At 68.3% G+C, this 18,998-nt stretch carries 19 protein-coding genes; 13 read left to right on the forward strand and 6 right to left on the reverse strand.

Annotated features, from left to right (window positions below; all coding sequences use genetic code 11):
* Positions 1-61: 61 nt before the first annotated feature.
* From ACFWPK_RS19095 to ppc, 3 genes are all read left to right on the forward strand, one after another.
* Positions 62-1,129 carry an ABC transporter substrate-binding protein gene (locus ACFWPK_RS19095; protein WP_378917477.1) on the forward strand — a complete coding sequence of 356 codons (1,068 nt, stop codon included), beginning with the start codon at positions 62-64 and terminating at the stop codon, positions 1,127-1,129.
* Between the two features lie 70 nt (positions 1,130-1,199).
* The gene (locus ACFWPK_RS19100; protein ID WP_378917611.1) at positions 1,200-1,736 is read left to right on the forward strand and encodes a sugar O-acetyltransferase; all 537 of its coding nucleotides are present in this window, start codon (positions 1,200-1,202) and stop codon (positions 1,734-1,736) included.
* A gap of 90 nt (positions 1,737-1,826) precedes the next feature.
* Positions 1,827-4,598 carry a phosphoenolpyruvate carboxylase gene (ppc, locus tag ACFWPK_RS19105; RefSeq protein WP_378917479.1) on the forward strand — a complete coding sequence of 924 codons (2,772 nt, stop codon included), beginning with the start codon at positions 1,827-1,829 and terminating at the stop codon, positions 4,596-4,598.
* A gap of 3 nt (positions 4,599-4,601) precedes the next feature.
* Here ppc and ACFWPK_RS19110 read toward each other — a convergent pair whose 3' ends face one another.
* The 4 genes from ACFWPK_RS19110 to ACFWPK_RS19125 form a co-directional block, all read right to left on the reverse strand.
* Positions 4,602-4,769, reverse strand: coding sequence for a hypothetical protein (locus tag ACFWPK_RS19110; protein ID WP_378869122.1), 168 nt, complete (start codon positions 4,767-4,769; stop codon positions 4,602-4,604).
* A 102-nt stretch (positions 4,770-4,871) separates the two neighbouring features.
* Positions 4,872-5,279, reverse strand: a complete 408-nt coding sequence (locus ACFWPK_RS19115) for a RidA family protein (protein ID WP_378917481.1) — start codon at positions 5,277-5,279, stop codon at positions 4,872-4,874.
* Positions 5,280-5,284: 5 nt separating this feature from the next.
* The gene (locus tag ACFWPK_RS19120; protein WP_378917483.1) at positions 5,285-6,055 is read right to left on the reverse strand and encodes an IclR family transcriptional regulator; all 771 of its coding nucleotides are present in this window, start codon (positions 6,053-6,055) and stop codon (positions 5,285-5,287) included.
* Positions 6,052-7,086 carry a sugar kinase gene (locus ACFWPK_RS19125; protein ID WP_378917485.1) on the reverse strand — a complete coding sequence of 345 codons (1,035 nt, stop codon included), beginning with the start codon at positions 7,084-7,086 and terminating at the stop codon, positions 6,052-6,054. Before ACFWPK_RS19125 ends, ACFWPK_RS19120 begins: the two co-directional genes overlap by 4 nt.
* Positions 7,087-7,241: 155 nt before the next feature.
* On the opposite strand from ACFWPK_RS19125, the gene ACFWPK_RS19130 reads away from it, so the two are divergent.
* The 5 genes from ACFWPK_RS19130 to ACFWPK_RS19150 all read left to right on the forward strand — a co-directional run bounded on the left by ACFWPK_RS19130 (position 7,242) and on the right by ACFWPK_RS19150 (position 13,475).
* Positions 7,242-8,537 (forward strand): amino acid deaminase, encoded by a 1,296-nt coding sequence (locus ACFWPK_RS19130; protein ID WP_378917487.1) that lies wholly within the window; start codon positions 7,242-7,244, stop codon positions 8,535-8,537.
* A gap of 9 nt (positions 8,538-8,546) precedes the next feature.
* Positions 8,547-10,160, forward strand: a complete 1,614-nt coding sequence (locus tag ACFWPK_RS19135) for an amidohydrolase family protein (protein WP_378917489.1) — start codon at positions 8,547-8,549, stop codon at positions 10,158-10,160.
* A complete protein-coding gene (locus ACFWPK_RS19140) occupies positions 10,157-10,798 on the forward strand; it encodes a bifunctional 4-hydroxy-2-oxoglutarate aldolase/2-dehydro-3-deoxy-phosphogluconate aldolase (protein ID WP_378917491.1) in 642 nt (213 codons plus the stop codon). The genes ACFWPK_RS19135 and ACFWPK_RS19140 overlap by 4 nt, the downstream gene beginning before the upstream one ends.
* Positions 10,799-10,808: 10 nt before the next feature.
* Positions 10,809-12,239 carry a GntP family permease gene (locus tag ACFWPK_RS19145; protein WP_378917493.1) on the forward strand — a complete coding sequence of 477 codons (1,431 nt, stop codon included), beginning with the start codon at positions 10,809-10,811 and terminating at the stop codon, positions 12,237-12,239.
* Positions 12,240-12,371: 132 nt separating this feature from the next.
* Positions 12,372-13,475: an FAD-dependent monooxygenase gene (locus tag ACFWPK_RS19150; protein WP_378917495.1), complete on the forward strand. Its 1,104-nt coding sequence runs from the start codon at positions 12,372-12,374 to the stop codon at positions 13,473-13,475.
* Between the two features lie 9 nt (positions 13,476-13,484).
* Here the strand turns inward: ACFWPK_RS19150 and ACFWPK_RS19155 are convergent, their stop codons facing one another.
* The gene (locus ACFWPK_RS19155) at positions 13,485-14,471 is read right to left on the reverse strand and encodes an MBL fold metallo-hydrolase (protein WP_378917497.1); all 987 of its coding nucleotides are present in this window, start codon (positions 14,469-14,471) and stop codon (positions 13,485-13,487) included.
* A gap of 47 nt (positions 14,472-14,518) precedes the next feature.
* On the opposite strand from ACFWPK_RS19155, the gene ACFWPK_RS19160 reads away from it, so the two are divergent.
* Positions 14,519-14,917, forward strand: coding sequence for a MerR family transcriptional regulator (locus tag ACFWPK_RS19160; protein WP_378917499.1), 399 nt, complete (start codon positions 14,519-14,521; stop codon positions 14,915-14,917).
* Between the two features lie 42 nt (positions 14,918-14,959).
* Here the strand turns inward: ACFWPK_RS19160 and ACFWPK_RS19165 are convergent, their stop codons facing one another.
* Positions 14,960-15,940: a helix-turn-helix transcriptional regulator gene (locus tag ACFWPK_RS19165; protein WP_378917502.1), complete on the reverse strand. Its 981-nt coding sequence runs from the start codon at positions 15,938-15,940 to the stop codon at positions 14,960-14,962.
* A 62-nt stretch (positions 15,941-16,002) separates the two neighbouring features.
* Between ACFWPK_RS19165 and ACFWPK_RS19170 the strand changes: the two genes are divergently transcribed.
* The 4 genes from ACFWPK_RS19170 (at position 16,003) to ACFWPK_RS19185 (ending at position 18,995) form a co-directional block, all read left to right on the forward strand.
* Positions 16,003-16,494, forward strand: coding sequence for a pyridoxamine 5'-phosphate oxidase family protein (locus ACFWPK_RS19170; RefSeq protein ID WP_378917504.1), 492 nt, complete (start codon positions 16,003-16,005; stop codon positions 16,492-16,494).
* Between the two features lie 86 nt (positions 16,495-16,580).
* Positions 16,581-17,150, forward strand: coding sequence for a TetR/AcrR family transcriptional regulator (locus ACFWPK_RS19175; RefSeq protein WP_378917506.1), 570 nt, complete (start codon positions 16,581-16,583; stop codon positions 17,148-17,150).
* Positions 17,147-17,713 carry a hypothetical protein gene (locus tag ACFWPK_RS19180; protein WP_378917508.1) on the forward strand — a complete coding sequence of 189 codons (567 nt, stop codon included), beginning with the start codon at positions 17,147-17,149 and terminating at the stop codon, positions 17,711-17,713. The genes ACFWPK_RS19175 and ACFWPK_RS19180 overlap by 4 nt, the downstream gene beginning before the upstream one ends.
* Positions 17,714-17,771: 58 nt before the next feature.
* Entirely contained in the window at positions 17,772-18,995 is a 1,224-nt protein-coding gene (locus tag ACFWPK_RS19185; RefSeq protein WP_378917510.1) for a cation:proton antiporter, read from the forward strand.
* Positions 18,996-18,998: the final 3 nt, after the last annotated feature.

Here is an 18,998-nt window from a genome sequence, read left to right on the forward strand (position 1 = left end):
TTAGGTAAGGCTTCGCTAGGTTAGCAACCCTGAGAAACTCTGAACCAACCGGGAGACGTCGATGAACACCCCACTGAGCCGCCGGCTCGCCGCCGCCGCGGTAGTCGCCGCGGCCGTACTGAGCCTGTCCGCGTGCGGCCAGGACCGGGCAACCACCGGCGCCGCGGGCAGCGATTGCGATACCGCGAGCAACCTCGACGGCGGCGCCTACCCGCGCACCATCGAGGCAGGGGCGGTCAAGGACAAGGCGGGCACGAATGTCGGCACGGTGGTCGACCCCGCCACCATCACCACCCGGCCGGTCCGGGTCGCGGCGCTGGATCAGACGTTCGTCGACGCCGCCCTGGTGCTGAACACCGAAGTGGTCGCGTACACGACGTACCAGGCCATGGGCGAGAAGCTGCCCGCGTTCCTCGGCGCGGCTGCCGAGACCTGCGGTGGGCGAGCGGTGAACATCGGCAACCTGCAGACCCCCGATATCGAGAAGCTGGCCGGTGCCCGACCGGATCTGATCGTGTCGGCGAAGGTGCGGCACGAGAAGCAGTACGAGCAGTTCAAGGGCATCAAGCTCGGTTCGGGCACCGTGCCGGTCGTGTTCAGCCAGACCACCGGCGCCACCTGGAAGGAAAATCTCCTGCTGCTCGCCAAGGCGATCGACAAGGAGAACCTCGCCAAGGCCAAGCTCGCGGCCTACCAGGACCGTGCCGCCAAGATCGGCGCGGCGATCAAGGCGAAGAACGGTGGCAACGCGCCCACCGTGTCGCTGCTGCGCTTCCTGCCCAAGGAAGACCGGCTGATGCAGCGGGTCAGCTTCGTCGGTGACATCTTCGCCGACACCGGCCTGAACCAGCCCGACAAGTCCACCGACCCGAAGAACGACTTCTCGATCACGCTGAGCCCCGAGCGTCTGCTCGACGCCGACGCCGACTACGTCTTCCTCACCAGCAACGGCGAGGACGCCGCCACCCAGCGCAAGGCGGCCGCCGAGGCCAACCCGCTGTGGAATCAGCTGCGGGGCAAGATCACTCCGGTCGACGACCTGGTCTGGCTGACCTCGGTCGGTCTCACCGGCGCGCACCAGGTGCTCGACGACATCGCCAAGACCTTCGAGGTCGACCCGGCGAAGTAGCCGAAAACATCACGCCGTGCACTGTTCGCCCGCCCCTACACTCGGCGGGGTGGGCGAACAGAAGCAGCGGATGCTGGCCGGGGAGCTGTATCGGGACAACGATCCAGAACTGGTGGCCGAACGGCAGCGGGCGCAACGGTTGTGCGACGAGTTCAATCGGACCGGGCCCGATGAGACCGGGCGGCGCACCGAGTTGCTGGGCGATCTCCTCGGCAAGCTGGGCGAGGGCTCGTGGATCATGCCGCGGTTCCAGTGCGACTACGGGTACCTGATCGAGATCGGGGCGAACAGCTTCCTCAACTACGACGCGATTCTGCTCGACTGTGCGCAGATCACCATCGGGGACGACTGTTCGATCGGGCCGCGCTGTCAGCTGCTCACCGCGCTGCATCCGATGGAGGATCACGAAAAGCGCAGGCAGCGCTGGGAATCCGCGGCCCCGATCCGGATCGGGAACAATGCCTGGTTCGGCGGCGGGGTGATCGTGTGCCCCGGCGTGACCATCGGCGACGACGTGGTGGTCGGCGCGGGCAGTGTGGTGACCCGCGACCTGCCGGATCGGGTCTTCGCGGCGGGCAATCCCGCGCGGGTGATCAGGCAACTCTAGGTTTGCCGGCGCCACCACCGCCGAGCGCGACATGCGGGGCGGGTGCGGTGTCGGGTCGCGTCGGCGAGTCCGTGGCAATACTGTCTGACCATGGGCGAATCGCGAATCGAGATGGAACCCGAAGCCACCCGGCCGCTGCGCGAGGACATCCGGTTCCTCGGCGGCATCCTGGGCGACACCATCCGTGACCACGAAGGTCCCGAGGTGTTCGACCTGATCGAGCGCGTCCGGATCGAGGCGTTCCGGGTGCGCCGCGAGGAGGTCGAGCGCAGCGCCGTCGCCGATATGCTCGACGGCACCCCCACCGAGGTCGCGATCCCGCTGATCCGGGCATTCAGCTACTTCGTGCTGCTGGCCAATCTGGCCGAGGACATCCAGCGTGACCGGCGGCGCGCCGCGCACGTGGCGGCGGGTGAGCCGCCGCAGGATTCCTCGCTGGCCGCCACCTACGACAAACTCGACGCGGCAGGGCTCGACGATGCGATGGTGGCCGACCTGCTCACCGACGCGCTGGTCTCGCCGGTGATCACGGCGCACCCGACCGAAACCCGCAGGCGCACCGTCTTCGACGTGCAGTCCAAGATCACCGAGCTCATGCGCCTGCGCCGCAGGCTCGAACCCGGCGAGTCCGGCCTCGACGAATCCGAACTGCGGATCCGGCGCGAAGTGCTCACCCTGTGGCGCACGGCGCTGATCCGGCTGGCGCGCCTGCGGATCCAGGACGAGATCTCCGTCGGCCTGCGCTACTACGACCTGACCCTCTACGACGTGATCCCCGCGATCAACGCGCAAGTGCGGGCCGCGCTGCGGACGCGCTGGCCCGCCGAACATCTGCTGCCACGCCCGATCCTGCGCCCCGGATCGTGGATCGGCGGTGACCGCGACGGAAACCCGTTCGTCACAGCGGAAGTCGTGCACACGGCAGCCGGACAAGCCGCCGCCTATGCCTTCGGCCGGTACCTGGACGAGCTGGTCGAACTCGAGAAGACCCTGTCGCAATCGGCGCGCCTGGTGCAGGTGACGCCCCCGGTCGCGGAGCTCGCGGCCGCCGGTTATCCCGACCCCGGTCTGTTCGCCGACGAACCGTATCGTCGTGCGCTGCACGCGATTCGGGGCCGTCTCAGTGCCACCGCCGAGCTGGCCCTCGGTGAACTGCCCGAGCAGGGCCTCGATGCCGGTGCCGCGCCGTATCCGACACCCCAATCTGTGCTCGACGACCTCGACGCGATCGATGAATCCATGCGCGCCAGCGGCGACGGGCTGCTCGCCGACGACCGCCTCGCCGCCCTGCGCCACGCCATCGAAACCTTCGGCTTCCACCTCCAGGGTCTCGATATGCGCCAGAACTCCGAGGTGCACGAACAGGTCGTCGCCGAACTGCTGGCGTGGTCGGGTGTGCACGCCGACTATCCGAGCCTGTCCGAAGCCGGGCGCGTGGAGTTGCTCGCCACCGAATTGCTCACGCGCCGACCACTTCTCGGGCCGAACGCGCAGCTGAGCGAGCTCGCCACCAAGGAGCTCGGGGTATTGGGCGCCGCCAAGGAGGTCATCGACACCTTCGGTGCCGCCGCCATCCCGAACTACATCATCAGCATGTGTACCTCGGTCAGCGACATGCTCGAAGCGGCATTGCTGTTGAAGGAAACAGGCATCCTCGATCCGGGCACCGCCGATACCGCGCCGAGCTGTCCCGTCGGCATCGTCCCGCTGTTCGAAACCATCGAGGACCTGAGCGCCGGTGCGTCGACTCTGGCGGCGGTGCTGGAGGTTCCGGTCTATCGCGAGCTGGTCGAGGCGGCGGGCATGCGCCAAGAGGTGATGCTCGGCTACTCCGATTCCAACAAGGACGGTGGATACCTCGCCGCGAACTGGGCGCTCTACCGCGCGGAACTCGACCTGGTGGAGGTGGCGAGGAAATCGGGAATCCGGTTGCGGCTGTTCCACGGTCGCGGCGGCACCGTCGGTCGCGGCGGCGGCCGCAGCTACGACGCCATCCTGGCCCAACCCGCGGGCGCGGTGCGGGGTTCGCTGCGACTGACCGAGCAGGGCGAGGTGATCGCCGCGAAGTACTCCGAATCCGGTGCGGCACATCGCAATCTGGAATCGCTGATCGCGGGCACGCTCGAATCGACGCTACTGGATGTGGAGGGCCTAGGCGCCGACGCCGAACCGGCCTACGAACTTCTCGACGACCTCGCCGCCCGCGCTCGTGCCGCCTACGCGAACCTGGTGCACGACACCCCCGGCTTCGTCGAGTACTTCCGCGAATCCACGCCGGTCGCCGAGGTCGGCGACCTCAATATCGGCAGCCGTCCCGCCTCACGCAAACCCACCAATTCGGTCGCGGACCTGCGCGCCATCCCCTGGGTGATGGCCTGGAGCCAGGCCAGGGTCATGCTGCCCGGGTGGTACGGCACCGGCACCGCGCTCGAAGACTGGGTCGGCGACGACCCGGCCCGCCTCGCCCGTCTCACCGACCTCTACGAGCGCTGGCCGTTCTTCAACACCGTGCTGTCGAACCTGGCCCAGGTGATGGCCAAGAGCGACCTCGACATCGCCGCCCGCTACGCCGAGCTCGTCACCGACGAAACCTTGCGCGCCGACATCTTCGCCATGATCGCCGACGAACACGCCCGCACCATCCGCATGTACCTGGCGGTCACCGGCCACACCGAACTCCTCAGCGACAACCCCTCGCTGGCCGAGTCCATCCACAACCGCTTCCCCTACCTGGAGCCACTGAACCAGCTCCAGGTCGACCTGCTGGCCCGGCTGCGCGGCGGCGACGATTCCGAACTGGTGAAGCGAGGCATCCTGCTCACCATGAACGGCCTGGCCACCGCCCTGCGCAACTCGGGTTAGTGCTCAGAGGCAGACGCTGATGGTGAACGGTCCGACCGGGATGCCGGTGCAGATCGACACCGAGCCGACGACCGGCTGCGCGGGAGCGGCCGACGCGGTTCCTGCGCCGATCGCGGTGACGGACAGGGCAAGGGCGGCGACGGCGAGCGGGCGGGCGAACTTGGCGAACATAGGCGATCCTCGGGTCGGGGCGAACACCCCCAGTGTGGGGGCGGACCCATCTCAACACGCAGGTGCGGGCGTTGTCCGCGACATGGTGGGAATCGTGGTGGTTCAGTCGGTTACGACGGCGATCGCGTCGATCTCCACCAGCATCTCCGCGCGCGGCAGGCCGGTGAAGACGGTGGTGCGCGAGGGCAGCACGCCGTTGCTGGTGTGCTTGGTGACGAACTCGCCGTACGCCTCGTTCATGATCGCGAAATCCTCGCGCTTGGTGAGGTAGACGCGCAGCATCAGCACATCGTCGAAGGTGGCACCGGAGGCGTTGATGATCGCCTTGACGTTCATCAGGGTGAGGGTGGTCTGCGCGGCGACATCGTGCGGATGCAGGTACTCGTTGGTCTCGGGATCCACCGGGCCCTGACCGGAGACCTGGACGAACGGGCCCTTACGCACGCCCTGGGAGAAGGTGTGGGCGGGAGCCGGGGCGTCGGAGGTGCGCACGGCGATCTTGTCGGACATGTGGTTCAGCCTTTCCTCGCGGTGACGTCTCGGCGGGGGTCCCAGCCGAGCTCGGTGGAGATGGCGTCGGCCGTCGCCCTGACCTGCGGCAACAACGCCAGCACTTGATCATGGTCGAGGAGCACGTCGGGAACCGAGACCGACACGGCGGCGACTACGGAACCGATCCCGTCGCGCACGCCGACGCCGATGCAGTTGACGAAGCTCTCGTGTTCCTCGTGGTCTTCGGCGAACCCCTGCTCGGCAACGAGATTCAATTCGGCCAGATACTGCTCGGGGGTGCGCAGGGTGCGGGTGGTGAAGGGGTGGTAGTCCAATCGTGCTGCCACCGCAGGCCATTCGGTGCGTGGCAGCGCGGCCACGAGCACCTTGCCGACCGCGGTGCAGTGCAGCGGTGCGGGCCTGCCGATCCGCGAGTACATCCGCACCGCCTGTTCGGCGTCGACCTTGTCGATGTAGACGGCGTCGCCGGATTCGTAGGCGGCCAGGTGCACGGTCTGCCCGGTGGCCGCGCCCAGCGCCCTCAGGTGCGGGCGGGCGACGGTGCGCACATCACGGTTCTCCAGTGCGCGACTGGCCAATTCGAACATCCGGGTACCGAGCGAATAGCGGTGCGCGTTGTCGCGCACGACGAACCGATCGGCCTGCATGGTCTGCAGCAGCCGCAGCACCGTCGACTTGTGGACGCCCAGCCGCAGAGCCAGCTCGTCGAGGGACTGCGAGCTCTCGCCGAGGGCGATGAGAATGGACAGGGCCCGCGACACGCTTTGACTCATGAGCTGATCGTTTCATCCAGCGCCGCTGGGTAGCGCAGTGTGGCCCAGATATCGTCGGGGAGTAGCGCGAGGCGCTGAATATCGTCCAGCGGTGGCAGTTTCGCGGAATCTCCGGTCGCGGTCAGCGCTGCCGCGGCGCACAGGTGGCCGTACCGCAGGCGCGTGCGCAGGTCCGCGCCGTGCAGCAGGGCGGCGAGGTAGCCGCCGGCGAAGGCGTCACCGGCACCGATGCGTTCGGTGATCTCCAGCGTCAGCGCGGGAACCTCGATCGAGGACTCGCCCTCGAACCCGGTGACGGTGTGCTTGTCGTTCTTGACGATCAGCTGGGCGGGTTCGGGGAACAACGCGCGCAATGCGGCCGGGTCGCCGGTGCCGAAGATCTCCTCGGCCTCGTCGGCGCCGAGGAACACCACGTCGGCACCGCGAAGGTGCGCGTCGAGTTCGTCGGCGGCCTCGTCGATGCGCGAACCCCACACTGCCGGACGGTAATTCAGGTCGAAGCTGACCAGCCCGCGCCGGGGCCGGGTGAGCAGCGCGCGGGTGAGTTCGGTCGCCGACTCCGACAGCGCCGGGGTGATACCGGTGAAGTGCACGAGATCGGCACCGTCTAGCAGGGGCGCCCCGGCCGCGAGATCGGCAGGCGACAGCGCGCTGGCGGCCGAACCCGTGCGGTAGTAGTGCATGCGGCTGGCGTCGGCATCCAGGTCGTTGGCCGCGCCGGAGCCCGCACCTCGTTCCTTGACGTACAGGCCGGTGGGTCGCGTGGGATCGATCGCGACCGCCGCGACATCCACCCCCTGCGCGCTGAGCTCGGCGACCAGATACCGCCCGAAGCCGTCGTCGCCGACCCGCGACAGCCAGGCCGCCGACACGTCGAGCTGGGCCAGCACCACGGCCACGTTGGCCTCCGCGCCGCCCGCTCCGCGATCGAACAGCGCGGACTGTTCCAGGGGCCCCGCGCCTGCGATCAGCACGGCCAGTCCCTCGCCGACGGTGACCGCCCTGGGCTGAGCGGTTGTTGCCTGGGTCACCTTGTTCGCCCTTTCGTGCTTGCGGTCACTGCCCTGGAGATGCACAATAACGAGCAGAAACATTCAGCGCAACCACCGTTGCAACATATGCAATGTTTGTTCGATATGACTGATCGAGCCGCCACCCCGGGTTCGGTCGAAGAGAAAGGGATGCTGTGATCATCGACAACGACGTCGTGGACGCCCTCGCCGACGAGTCGCTCGGGCCCCGTGACAAGAGCGCGCCGCCCGCGGCGTGGGGGAGTACCGTGCGCGAATATCTCGCCGGCGCACCGCGTCTGGATCAGTGGCAGACGCCGTTGCTCACGCTCGACCGCGGCAGGCTCGACGCGAACCGCGACCTCATGGCCGAGTGGACCGCCACGGCAGGTGTCGCCCTCGCCCCACACGGCAAGACGACGATGGCGCCGCAACTGTGGCGCGAGCAGCTCGTGGCCGGGTCGTGGGGGATCACCCTGGCCACCGCGTGGCAGGCGCAGCTGGGGCGCGCGTTCGGTCTCGGCCGGATCATGCTCGCCAATACCCTGGTCGACCCGGTCGGATTGGCTTGGGCGGCAGCGGAATCGGCGCGTGATGCCGGCTTCGAGTTCTACTGCTGGGCAGACAGCGTCGCCACCGTCGAACTGATGGACAAGATCCTGCGCGATACCGCCGCTGGTCCGCGCGTGCGGGTGCTGGTCGAACTGGGCGGACCGCACGGCCGGACCGGTGCCCGCACCCGGTCCGAAGCACACGCCGTCGCCGCCGCCATCGGTGCGAGTGAGCGTCTGAGCCTGGCCGGTGTCGCGGGCTACGAGGGCGCCCTGGCTCACGATCGCAGCGCCGAGGGTGTCGCGGCGGTGCGTGGCTATCTCGGCGAACTGGCCACGCTGCACTCCGAACTCGTTGTGGCGGGCGCCTATTCGGGTCCTGCGGTCGTCACCGCCGGCGGCAGCGCCTACCCCGAACTCGTGGTCGACGAACTCGCCGGACTTGCCGATCCCGGGGGTGCGCGCGGCGTGCCGACGACCGTGGTCCTGCGCAGCGGCGCCTACCTCGTCCACGACGACGGCTTCTACGCGGGAATCTCCCCGCTCGCCGCGCCCGCCAAGGAACCGGGCCTTCGCTCGGCCATGCACGGCTGGGCTCGGGTGGTCTCGCGGCCCGAACCGGAACTGGCCCTGCTCGACGGCGGCAAACGTGATTTCCCCTTCGACGAAGGGCTGCCGGTGCCCCAGCAGGTGATCGGCGGCACCCTCCCCCCGAACGCGATGGTCACCGCGCTCAACGATCAGCACACCTTCCTGCGGTTACCCGGTGCCGATGCAGCCGATCTGCCGGTCGGCTCCGTCGTGCGACTCGGTCTCTCGCACCCCTGCACCGCGTTCGACAAGTGGCGCCACATCCCGGTGATCGACAGCGCCGACGCGACCGACCCGCGCGTGGTCGACCTGATCCGCACCTACTTCTGACGGATGACCATGACGCACTTGCTCTTCCGTGACATCGACATCATCGACGGCACCGGCGCCCCACGCACCCGCGGCGACGTAGTGATCCGCGACGGCCGCATCGCCGAGATCGCGCCACTCGGCACCGTCGAATCCGACGCGAGAGTCGTTCCGGTACAACCGGGTTCGGTCCTCGCACCCGGATTCATCGACATGCACGCGCATTCCGACCTGTATCTGCTCACCCATCCCGACCACTTCCCGAAGATCACCCAGGGCGTCACCACCGAGGTGATCGGCCAGGACGGGCTGTCCTACGCGCCCATCGACGACGCGGCACTCGCGGTGGTGCGCAAGCAGATCGCGGGCTGGAACGGCAACCCGGGCGACTTCGACTTCGACTGGCGCACCGTCGCGCAATACCTGGACCGCCTCGACCAGGGCATCACGCCCAATGCCGCCTACCTCGTTCCGCAGGGCACGCTGCGCATGCTCGTCGTCGGCAGCGAACAGCGGGTGGCCACCGCCGCCGAGATCGACCGGATGTGCGCGCTGCTGGCAGAGGGCTTCGAACAGGGCGCGGTCGGGATGTCCAGCGGGCTCACCTACACGCCCGGAATGTACGCCGACACCGGCGAACTCGCCGCGTTGTGCGCGGTGGTCGCGTCCTACGGTGGCTTCTACGCACCGCACACCCGCTCCTACGGCGCGGGCGCACTCGAGGCCTACGCGGAGATGATCGGCCTGGCGAAGGCCACCGGCTGCGCGCTGCATCTGACCCACGCCACCATGAACTTCGGCGTGAACCGCGGCCGCGCACCGGAATTCCTCGCGATGCTCGCGCAGGGCCGCGCCGACGGGTGCGATATCACCCTCGACACCTATCCCTATCTACCCGGCTCGACCACGCTGTCCGCGCTGCTGCCGAGCTGGGCGATGTCGGGCGGCCCCGACGCCGCACTGGCCCGCCTCGACGATCCGGCCGAGCGCGCCAGGATCACCGAGGATGTCGACGTCAACGGCTCCGACGGCTGCCACGGCGTCACCGTCGAATGGGAGACCATCCAGATCAGCGGCGTCGGCGACGACGCACTGTCGGACGTGGTGGGCCGCACGCTCGCCGAGATCGCGGCCGAGCGCGGCATCGCGCCGGTCGCAGTGTTCTTCGACCTGCTGCGCCGCGACCAGCTCGCCACCACGATCCTGCAGCACGTCGGCCACGAGGAGAACGTGCGCGCGATCATGGTCGACCCCGGTCACATGGGCGGCAGCGACGGTCTGCTCGTGGGCGCCCGACCGCACCCGCGCGCCTGGGGCACCTTTCCGCGCTACCTCTCGCGCTACGTCCGGGAACTGGGCGTTCTCGGCCTCGAGGACTGCGTGCACCACCTCACCGGCCGACCCGCCGCACGACTCCGCCTGGCCGAACGTGGGCTGATCCGGGTCGGTTTCGCCGCCGACCTCGTCGTCTTCGATCCGGCGACGATCCACGACACGGCAACGTTCGAACACCCCCAACAGCAGGCTCGCGGTATCGAGCACGTGCTGGTGAACGGCGAATTCGCACTGGAGAACGGCACCGCGACCGGAGTACGCGCCGGTCGCGCCCTGCGCCTGGACACCACGAAGGAGGAGACCCGATGAACCCGTTGCTCAGCTCGTCGTCGGAGGCCATGGATGTGATCCGCGCGGACCGGGCCCTCACGGTGGTCCGCGCCCCCGACATCCCCGACCCGGCCGCGCTCGCCGGGGCGCTCGCGGGTGCCGGGCTGCGGGCCGTCGAACTGACCTTCACCACGCTCGGTGTGCTCGACGCGATCAGCAAGGCCACCGCGGTCACCGACGCCGTGATCGGGGTCGGCACCGTGACCACCCGCGAGCAGGCCGAGGCCGCCATCGAGGTCGGTGCCCGGTTCCTGGTGACACCCGCGTTGCGTCCCGAGGTCGCGGAAGTGGCTGCAGCACACACGATTCCGGTCATCATGGGCGCGTTCACGCCGTCGGAGGTCCTCGCCGCGGCGGAGATGGGAGCGGCGGCGGTGAAGATCTTCCCGGCCCGCGCGCTCGGCCCGCAGTACCTCGAGGATCTGCTCGGGCCGTTCCCGCACATGTTCCTGATCCCCTCCGGCGGCGTCAATTCCCACAACGCCCGCGACTTCCTCCGAGCGGGCGCGATCGCCGTCACCGCGGGCACCGAAGTGGTCGCCCCCTCCGACGTCGAGGCCGCGCGCTGGGCGCACATCGGCTCCAGAGCCGCGCATTTCGTTCATTCGCTTGATTGAGAGGTTTTCCATGGGCGCCACCGTCGACTGGTTGCGCACCACCACCCCCGGGTTGCTGGTGCTGTGCGGTCTCGCGATCGCTGTACTACTCATCGCCATCATCAAGGTCAAGCTGGAGCCGTTCGTCGCGCTGCTGCTGACCGGACTCCTGCTGGCGCTGGCCGCCGGGCTACCGATCTCCCAGATCGTCGGCACACCGCTCAAAGCCGGTGAGTCACTGCTGGAAACAGGCTTCGGTGGCATCCTCGGCCACATCGCGGTGATCATCGGTCTCGGCACTGTGCTCGGGGCGATCCTCGAAAGATCCGGTGGCGCGGACGTTCTCACCGACAAGTTGCTGAAGGTGTTCGGCGAGAAGGGCGCTCCCGTCGCGATGGGCCTGCTCGGGCTCATCTTCGGCATCCCGGTGTTCTTCGACATCGGCATCTTCGTGCTCGCACCACTGATCTATGTCGCCGCCAAGCGTGGTGGGCGTTCGCTGGTGCTCTACGCGATGCCGATGCTGGCAGGTCTGTCGATGACGCACGCGTTCCTGCCGCCGCACCCCGGTCCCGTCGCCCTCGGTGGGCTGCTCGGGGTGAGCCTGGGCTGGTTGATCCTGATGGGATTCGTCTGCGGCATTCCGGGTTTCATCGCCGCGGGCATCATGTGGGGTACCTACATCGGCAAGCGCGTCCAGGTGTCGGTGCCAGAGGAGTTCGTGCCACTGGAGCCGGACGAGGACGACAGCGCGGAGGGGTCCGGTGGCACCGCCGTCGTCACGAAAGCGCCACCTTCGGTCGCGCTGATCGGCGCGATCATCGCGATCCCGCTGGTGCTGATCCTCGGTGCCACCTTCGGTTACCAACTCCTCGACAAGGATTCGGCGCTGCTGCAGGTGCTCACCTTCTTCGGCACTCCCGCCGTCGCGCTGCTCATCACCGTGCTCGTCGCGTTCTATCTGCTCGGGATCCGGCGCGGCTCGACGGTGCAGGAACTGAGCACCATCACCGCCGAATCGCTCAAACCGGTCGGCATGGTGCTGCTGGTGGTCGGCGCGGGCGCCTTCTTCGGCAAGGTCATCTCGGCCACCGGCATCGGCACGGCACTGGCCGACACGATGTCGGCGGCAGGTCTGCCGATCATCGTGCTCGCCTACCTGATCAGCTGCGGACTGCGCATCGCGCAGGGTTCGGCGACGGTCGCCATCGTCACCACCGGCGGCATCGTCGCGCCGCTGGTGGCCGAGCAGGGCTACTCGCAGATGTCGATCGCGTTGATCGCCATGGCGATCGCGGCGGGCTCGATCATCCTCAGCCACGTCAACGACGGCGGTTTCTGGATCATCGCGAAGTACTTCAACATGACCGTCAAGCAGACCCTCCAAACCTGGACGGTCCTGGAAACCATTCTGTCCGTGGTGAGTTTCGCGGTCGCCGCCCTGCTGTTCTCGATCGTCTGAGAACTGTGCACGCAAGCCGGGCTGTCCTCATGGGTCAGCCCGGCTTCGTATGCCGGGATCGCGGCCTGCACACTCAGTCGTAGCGCGACGGCATTGTCTGCTGCCCGGGGTACCTGAAACGAGGAGTGTGCGATGCCTACAGCGATCGTCGTCGGTGGCGGAATCGGCGGAATGGCCGCGGCGCTCGCGCTGGCCGGGCGGGGCTGGTCTGTTCAGGTGCTGGAGCGCGCGCCGGAGGTCACGGAGGTGGGATCCGGGATTTCGTTGTGGTCCAACGCCTTACGCGCACTGGATGCCATCGGCGTCGGGGACACGGTCCGTGCGCAGGGCATGGCGGAGGTGTCGGCCGGAATTCGGGACGACCGTGGGCGATGGCTCTCGCGCACCGATGTGGCGACGCTGCGCGAGCGGTTCGGAGCGCCGGTGGTGATCCACCGTGCCCGGCTGTTGGACATTCTGCGCGCGGCGCTTCCTGATGGGGTTGTGCGCACCGGTGTCTCGGTTCGCGAGGTGATCGCCGACGGGACGGTAGTCCACTCCGCGGGTACCTCATCCGTGGATCTGGTCGTCGGCGCCGACGGGATCCGCAGTGTCGTCCGCCGTGCGGTCTGTGGCGAAGTCGTCCCGCGCTACGCCGGCTACACCGCCTGGCGTGCCGTGGTCGACGTCGACGAACCGCTCACCGAATTCGGCGAAACCTGGGGTCGCGGCGCGCGTTTCGGCATGGCACCCCTCGCGGACGGTCGCGTCTACTGCTACGCCGTCTACAACGCCCCCGAGAACATCACCGGCAGCCTTGCCGAAGTCCGCGATCTCTTCGCGAACTGGCACCACCCGATCCCCGCCCTCCTCGCGGCCGTGGACCCGAACGCGGTGCTACACAACGACATCTACGACCTTCCCACCCTGCCCACCTTCACCGCGGGCCGCGTCGCCCTGCTCGGCGACGCCGCCCACGCGATGACCCCGAACCTAGGCCAAGGCGGTTGCCAAGCCCTCGAAGACGCGGTGGTCCTGGCCCAGTTGGCAGGCGAACCCGACGGCCTCGCTCGCTATGACCGAGAACGCCGCCCGCGCACCCAGATGATCACCGGACGCTCCGCCCGGATCGGCACGATCGGCCAACTATCCGCGCGGCCACTGGTAGCCCTCCGCAACACGGCACTACGCCTCACACCCACATCGGCCCAGCTCCGTTCCATGGCAGAGGTTCTCGACTGGACCTGTGCACCGTGACGAGCCGGCTCAGTTCTGTCTCGACCGCGGCGAGTGCGGGTCCTCGTTCCATGCGCACGCCGCCCGATGGTCGTGACTGGGAATGATGCGGACGGCGTCGCGGATCGCGCGCAGACGGTGGACGGTTCGCCAGGTTTCGGTGCGGTCGTCATCGGCCAGCATGCCCGGATAGCCCGACTTCTGTCGCAATTCCTGGACCTGGAGGTTGTGCCAGATCGCGTCTCCCGCGAGCAAGACCGGGCCGCGCTGGGTGCGTAGGAGCAAGCCGATGCTGCCCGGGGTGTGACCGGACAGGTCGACGAGCACCACCGCGCCGTCGCCGAACAGGTCATGACTGCGGGCGAAGGCGAGAACGGGCGGACCGTCGAGCTCGTAGAAATCGAGAGGTCGTTCACGAACGGCTCGCCGCACGCCGCCGACCGGCGCCACCGGACCCTCCATCGCCCACCCGTATTCGGGTCGGTGGAGTCGCAGCGGCAGCCCGGGCAGATCGAGAAGGCCGGCGACATGGTCCCAGTGCAGGTGTGTCGGTAGGGCGAAGTCGATGGCATGCGCCTCGATTCCACTGCGGTGCAGTGACTCTCGGATGTCGAGGACGTCCTTCGGCGGCGTCACCGCGAGCCGCAGAACCTGGGGGAGTTCGGCCACCGCCTTGCCGTTGACATCGGCACAGATCCCGGGGTCGACGAGAAAAGTCGCCTCGGGATGCCGGACGACGAATGCCGTCATCGCGGACTCGACCCGCCGCGGGGAGAACCGGCCTTCGACGATGGCCGCCGTCGGCACACTCCTGGCATTCTGCGCCAGAACTGTCAGCTCGACTGTCGCCGTGCCGCGGGGCAGGCCGTTGTCGGGCAGCGATGCGAGGAACCGGCGGTCGGGTCGTCGTGGCCGCACGGCACCCGTCACCGCCGACCCCACCGATCGGCAACACCGCCACAAGTCCGGTGCCGCGACCGAGTCGATCATCTGTGTCCGATTGCCGTTGTGTCCCATGCGAACTACCCTAAAACTTCAGGTCGACCTGAAGTAAAGGGGCGAATGTGCCACCTACCACCAAGTCGCGTCGCATCGGTGACGCCGCCGCCGAACTGGGCGTCGCCACCCACGTCCTGCGTCACTGGGAGGACGCGGGCGTGCTCGTTCCACCCCGCGCGTCCGGCGGTCAACGAATCTACGACGGCGAACTCATCGTCCGAGCCCGTCTCGTCCAGCTCTGCCAACGTGCCGGGCTGTCCCTGGCCGAGATCAAGGATCTGTTCGCGACCAGGTCCCGCACCCGGCGGGCGGCACTCTTCGCGGACAAACAAGCCGAATTGCAAGCTCGCGCCGACAATCTCACCCGAACCATCGACTTCCTCGCCCACGTGCTGCGCTGCACCCACCCACTCGTGGACGAATGCCCGGACTGCGTCGAGTTCAGCCGGACAGCTCAGAGATAGGGCGCATCGAGGTCGGCGCCGGTATCGCGTCGCGGGGTGGGCCTACCTGTCCGGCGCCCGGTGGTAGCGCGCGAGCATGGCCGCGGCCGTGGTGGCCATGGTCGCGCGCAGTTCGGGTGGGGCCAGGACCTCGACGTGTTCGCCCAGGGGGAGTAGGGCGTGGGCGAGGACTTCGTGGGACTCGGCGGGGATCGTGATGTCGGCCCAGCCGTCGGCATCGGGAGGGCCGATGGAGGCAAGGGCTTCGCGGACCGCGGCGGGGTCGTTCATCAGCCGGAGCAGGTTCAGGTGGTCGGTGGAGATCCGGCAGTGAGCGCGGACGCGCAGCATCGATCGGGCGAACTGTTCGGCAGCGTCCTGCCAGTGCGTGGCGAGGTCGAAACTGGTTGGGCGGGTGAATGATTCACCGATAGTTTCGGCGGTGGTGATGCGGCTCGCTCGGTAGGAGCGGATGTCGGAGCGGTCGCGGGCGATCAGGTACCAGGTGCCTGCCTTCATGACCAGGCCGAGCGGGTCGAGTGTCCGTTCGACCGTGCGGTCGCGGCGGCGGTAGGTGATCGCGAGGCGGCGGTCGTGCCAGAGGGCATCGGCAACCGTTGCGAGGGTGGGGGTTTCGTCGGGGCGCTGGAACCAGCCGGGCATGTCGATGTGGACGCGCTCGGCGATTCGGGTGGCGCGGCCGCGCAGTTCCGGCGGGAGGGCGGCGAGCATTTTCAGCTGGGCGGTGGCCAGGACGGTGCCGAGGCCCAGGTCGGCGGCCGCGCCGGGGAGGCCGGCGAGCAGGACGGCGTCGGCTTCGTCGGAGGTGAGGCCGGTGAGCCGGGTTCGATAGCCGTCGATCAATCGCACACCACCGCCGCGCCCCGGCTCGCTGTACACCGGAACGCCCGCCGCCGACAGCGCCTCCACGTCCCGATACACCGTGCGCACCGACACCTCCAGCTCCCGTGCCAGCTCGCTCGCGGTCGCACCGCCGCCTGCTTGCAACAGGAGCAGCAGCTGCACCAGCCTGCTCGCTCGCATATCCCGAGACTAGCCGCAAAACCTGACACAAGATGTCAAGGTTGCGTCGTACCGTACGAGGTATGACCACGTGGAGCCAATTCACCGAAGAAGCACCCACCATCGCCGCGCTGTTCCTGCGCCGACACCAGGCCACCGGCAAACTGTGCATGCTCGCCACCCTGCGCGCCGACGGATCGCCACGAATCAGCCCGATCGAACCGATGATCTTCGAAGGCATCCTCGTCCTGGCGGGCATGCCGAACACCCGAAAATTCGACGACCTCGCCCGCGACCCGCGCTTCTGCCTGCACACCGCCACCGTCGACACCAATGTCTCCGACGGCGACGCGAAACTCTTCGGCACGGTCACCGATCTGCGCGACGAGGCCGTCCACGCCCGCTTCGCCCAAAAGCTTTTCGACGACAGCGGTTTCGACATCCGCGGCCAGAAGTTCGACCACTTCTACGTCGCCGACCTCACCGGCGCCTCCACCGTCGAAACCAACGACGACCACCTCGACATCACCGTCTGGAAACCCGGCGCAGGCGAAACGATCGTCCGCAAGCACTGAGTAATCCACCTGGGCAATTGATCACCACTGTGGCCTCGGTCCGACGATTCCTTGATTATGACTGTCCGGTCAGTCATAATCGGACCATGCCGAAGAGAGTTGATGTGGATGCCCGGCGCGCCGAAATCCTGGATGCGGCCGTTCGGGTGTTCGCGCGGAAGGGTTTCGCCTCGTCCCGGATCGAGGATGTCGCGGCCGAGGCCGGTGTCGCGAAAGGCAGTGTCTACCTTGCGGTGAGCAGCAGAGAGGAGCTGCTCACCGCGGCGTTCGACCAATACCGTGCACGCGCGGAGGAACAGCTCGCGATTCCCGGGACCGGGCCTGCGCTGGATCGGCTGGCCGAGCTGATCCGGGCGACGGTCGCGATGCTGGCAGCTCATCCTGACTACGCGCGCGTGCTGCTGGACGTGTGGGCCGCCCGCAGCCCGATAGATATGGCCGCCGTGTACGCCGGCTACCGCGCGGCGATCGCCGAGTTGCTGCGCGAGGCGGGAGCCGAGGGGCAGTTGCGGGCCGGGATCGGGGAGGAGCACGCGGCGGTGATCGTCGGCGCGATCGAAGGGTGCCTGGTGCAGTGGCTCGCCGACGATCAGGTCCGGCTCGTCGACCTGGCCGAACCCATCGTGGCTGTGTGCGTGGAAGGTCTGCGGCGATGACGATCACCGACCGGCTGATCGCCCCGAACGCGACGAGAAGTGAAGCTACCCTGTGCTATTCGGCGGCGGTGACCGGCGGGGCGACAGCCGGTCTGCTCGCCGGGTACGCGGGCGGATCCGCGCTGGTGATCGCCGTGGTCGCGCTCGTCGGCTTCGATCTGTTCGGCGGCGCGGTCGTGAACGCGACGGCCTCGGCGAAGCGCTGGTTCCATCGGCCCGGCCGCGACGCCCGCCACCACCTCGCGTTCGTGGCGATCCACGCCCAGCCGTTCCTGCTCGCACTGGTGGTGCCCGGGTTCGGCTGGTGGACGGCGGCCGCGATCTATGGGCTCGTCCTCGCGGCCGCCGTCGTGGTGACCGCGGTGCCGCACGACCTCCGCACGCCGGTCGCCTTCGCCGCCACCGTCTTCGGTACCGCGATCACCACCGCTGTGCTCGCGGTTCCCACGTTCCTGCTCTGGTTCGGACCGGTCCTGCTGATCAAACTCCTCCTCGCCCACCTGCTGCCGGAACCGGGCACCGCTGACGACCATCTGTCGGTGACACCTCGCCCGGCGGGGTGACGATCGCCCCGCGCGCGGTTTCGGGGATCGGGCGTGCCGCTGTGCCACGATGAGCCGCATGGATCTGCTCGCGTCCGATGGTGTCGGCGATCCCTCGCCGATCGTCTCGCTGTTCTGGATCGCACTCATCGCGGTGGTCGCGCCGCTGCTGTCGCGACTGGTGCGCGGGTATCTGCCGGATGTGGTGATCCTGCTGGTGGCCGGAGCGGTGGTCGGGCCGCATGTGCTCGGGTGGGCGAGCAGCGCGGGTGGTGTCGACCTGGTCAGCGAGCTGGGGCTGGGGATGCTGTTCCTGCTGGCGGGCTACGAGCTCGATCCGCGATTGCTGGGTGGCCGGTCGGGTCGGACGGCGTGGGTCGTGTGGATCGTGTGTCTGCTGTTCGCTTTCGCGATTGTCCTGGTGGCGACGGACAATTCGACCGGCACACGCGTCGCGGTCGCCATCGCGCTCACCTCCACCGCGCTGGGCACCCTGCTGCCGATTCTGAAGCAGGCGGGAATCGTCGACTCACCGCTGGGCCGGGCGGTGATGACGCACGGCGCGGTGGGTGAGCTCGGACCGATCGTGGCGATGTCGGTGCTGCTCACCAGTCGAGATGCGGGCAGCGCGGTGGTGGTCGTGTTGATGTTCGTGGCGGCGGCCGTGGTCGTCGGGTTCGTGCCGGTGCGGATGTTCGACCGCATTCCCGATCTCGGCGCCACACTGGGCAAACTGGGCGGTGGCACCTCACAACTGCCGGTGCGCGGGGTCGTGCTGCTGCTCTTGGTGCTGATGGTGGTCGCCGAGGTCTTCGATCTGGACGTGGTGCTCGGCGCGTTCGCCGCGGGCATGATTCTGCGCCGGCTGATCGCCGCGGGGCACCCGGATGTGGACTCGTCGCTGGAGGCCATCGGATACGGGCTGCTGATCCCGGTGTTCTTCGTGGTGTCGGGGATGGGCATCGATGTCGCGGCGGTCGGGCGGAATCCGGTGCTGTGGCTGTGGTTCGTGGTCACCATCGCGGTCGCGCGTGGCTTGCCCGTCTGGCTGAGCGAGCGGTTCGTGCCGCGTGGCGACAACCTGGCGACCGGACGCGAGCGCGTCGAATTGGCCCTCTATGCCGCGACCGGACTGCCGATCATCGTCGCGGTGACCCAGGTCGCCACCCAGGCCGGCCTGTTGACCGCCGATGTCGCCTCGATCCTGGTTGCGGCGGGCGCGACCACCGTTCTGGTGTTTCCGCTGGTAGCGCGCCTGATCGGGGCGTCGGAGGCGAAGTCGGTCACACCCGCTCATGAATGAGCT

Origin of the sequence: Nocardia sp. NPDC058519 (assembly GCF_042719755.1) — a bacterium.
Taxonomy (GTDB): domain Bacteria; phylum Actinomycetota; class Actinomycetes; order Mycobacteriales; family Mycobacteriaceae; genus Nocardia.

Coding starts and splice junctions, on each gene's coding strand:
- ACFWPK_RS19095 (WP_378917477.1), top strand. CDS start 62: ATGAACACCCCACTGAGCCGCCGGCTCGCCGCCGCCGCGGTAGTCGCC.
- ACFWPK_RS19100 (WP_378917611.1), top strand. CDS start 1,200: ATGCTGGCCGGGGAGCTGTATCGGGACAACGATCCAGAACTGGTGGCC.
- ppc (WP_378917479.1), top strand. CDS start 1,827: ATGGGCGAATCGCGAATCGAGATGGAACCCGAAGCCACCCGGCCGCTG.
- ACFWPK_RS19110 (WP_378869122.1), bottom strand. CDS start 4,769: ATGTTCGCCAAGTTCGCCCGCCCGCTCGCCGTCGCCGCCCTTGCCCTG.
- ACFWPK_RS19115 (WP_378917481.1), bottom strand. CDS start 5,279: ATGTCCGACAAGATCGCCGTGCGCACCTCCGACGCCCCGGCTCCCGCC.
- ACFWPK_RS19120 (WP_378917483.1), bottom strand. CDS start 6,055: ATGAGTCAAAGCGTGTCGCGGGCCCTGTCCATTCTCATCGCCCTCGGC.
- ACFWPK_RS19135 (WP_378917489.1), top strand. CDS start 8,547: ATGACGCACTTGCTCTTCCGTGACATCGACATCATCGACGGCACCGGC.
- ACFWPK_RS19140 (WP_378917491.1), top strand. CDS start 10,157: ATGAACCCGTTGCTCAGCTCGTCGTCGGAGGCCATGGATGTGATCCGC.
- ACFWPK_RS19145 (WP_378917493.1), top strand. CDS start 10,809: ATGGGCGCCACCGTCGACTGGTTGCGCACCACCACCCCCGGGTTGCTG.
- ACFWPK_RS19150 (WP_378917495.1), top strand. CDS start 12,372: ATGCCTACAGCGATCGTCGTCGGTGGCGGAATCGGCGGAATGGCCGCG.
- ACFWPK_RS19155 (WP_378917497.1), bottom strand. CDS start 14,471: ATGGGACACAACGGCAATCGGACACAGATGATCGACTCGGTCGCGGCA.
- ACFWPK_RS19165 (WP_378917502.1), bottom strand. CDS start 15,940: ATGCGAGCGAGCAGGCTGGTGCAGCTGCTGCTCCTGTTGCAAGCAGGC.
- ACFWPK_RS19170 (WP_378917504.1), top strand. CDS start 16,003: ATGACCACGTGGAGCCAATTCACCGAAGAAGCACCCACCATCGCCGCG.
- ACFWPK_RS19175 (WP_378917506.1), top strand. CDS start 16,581: ATGCCGAAGAGAGTTGATGTGGATGCCCGGCGCGCCGAAATCCTGGAT.
- ACFWPK_RS19180 (WP_378917508.1), top strand. CDS start 17,147: ATGACGATCACCGACCGGCTGATCGCCCCGAACGCGACGAGAAGTGAA.
- ACFWPK_RS19185 (WP_378917510.1), top strand. CDS start 17,772: ATGGATCTGCTCGCGTCCGATGGTGTCGGCGATCCCTCGCCGATCGTC.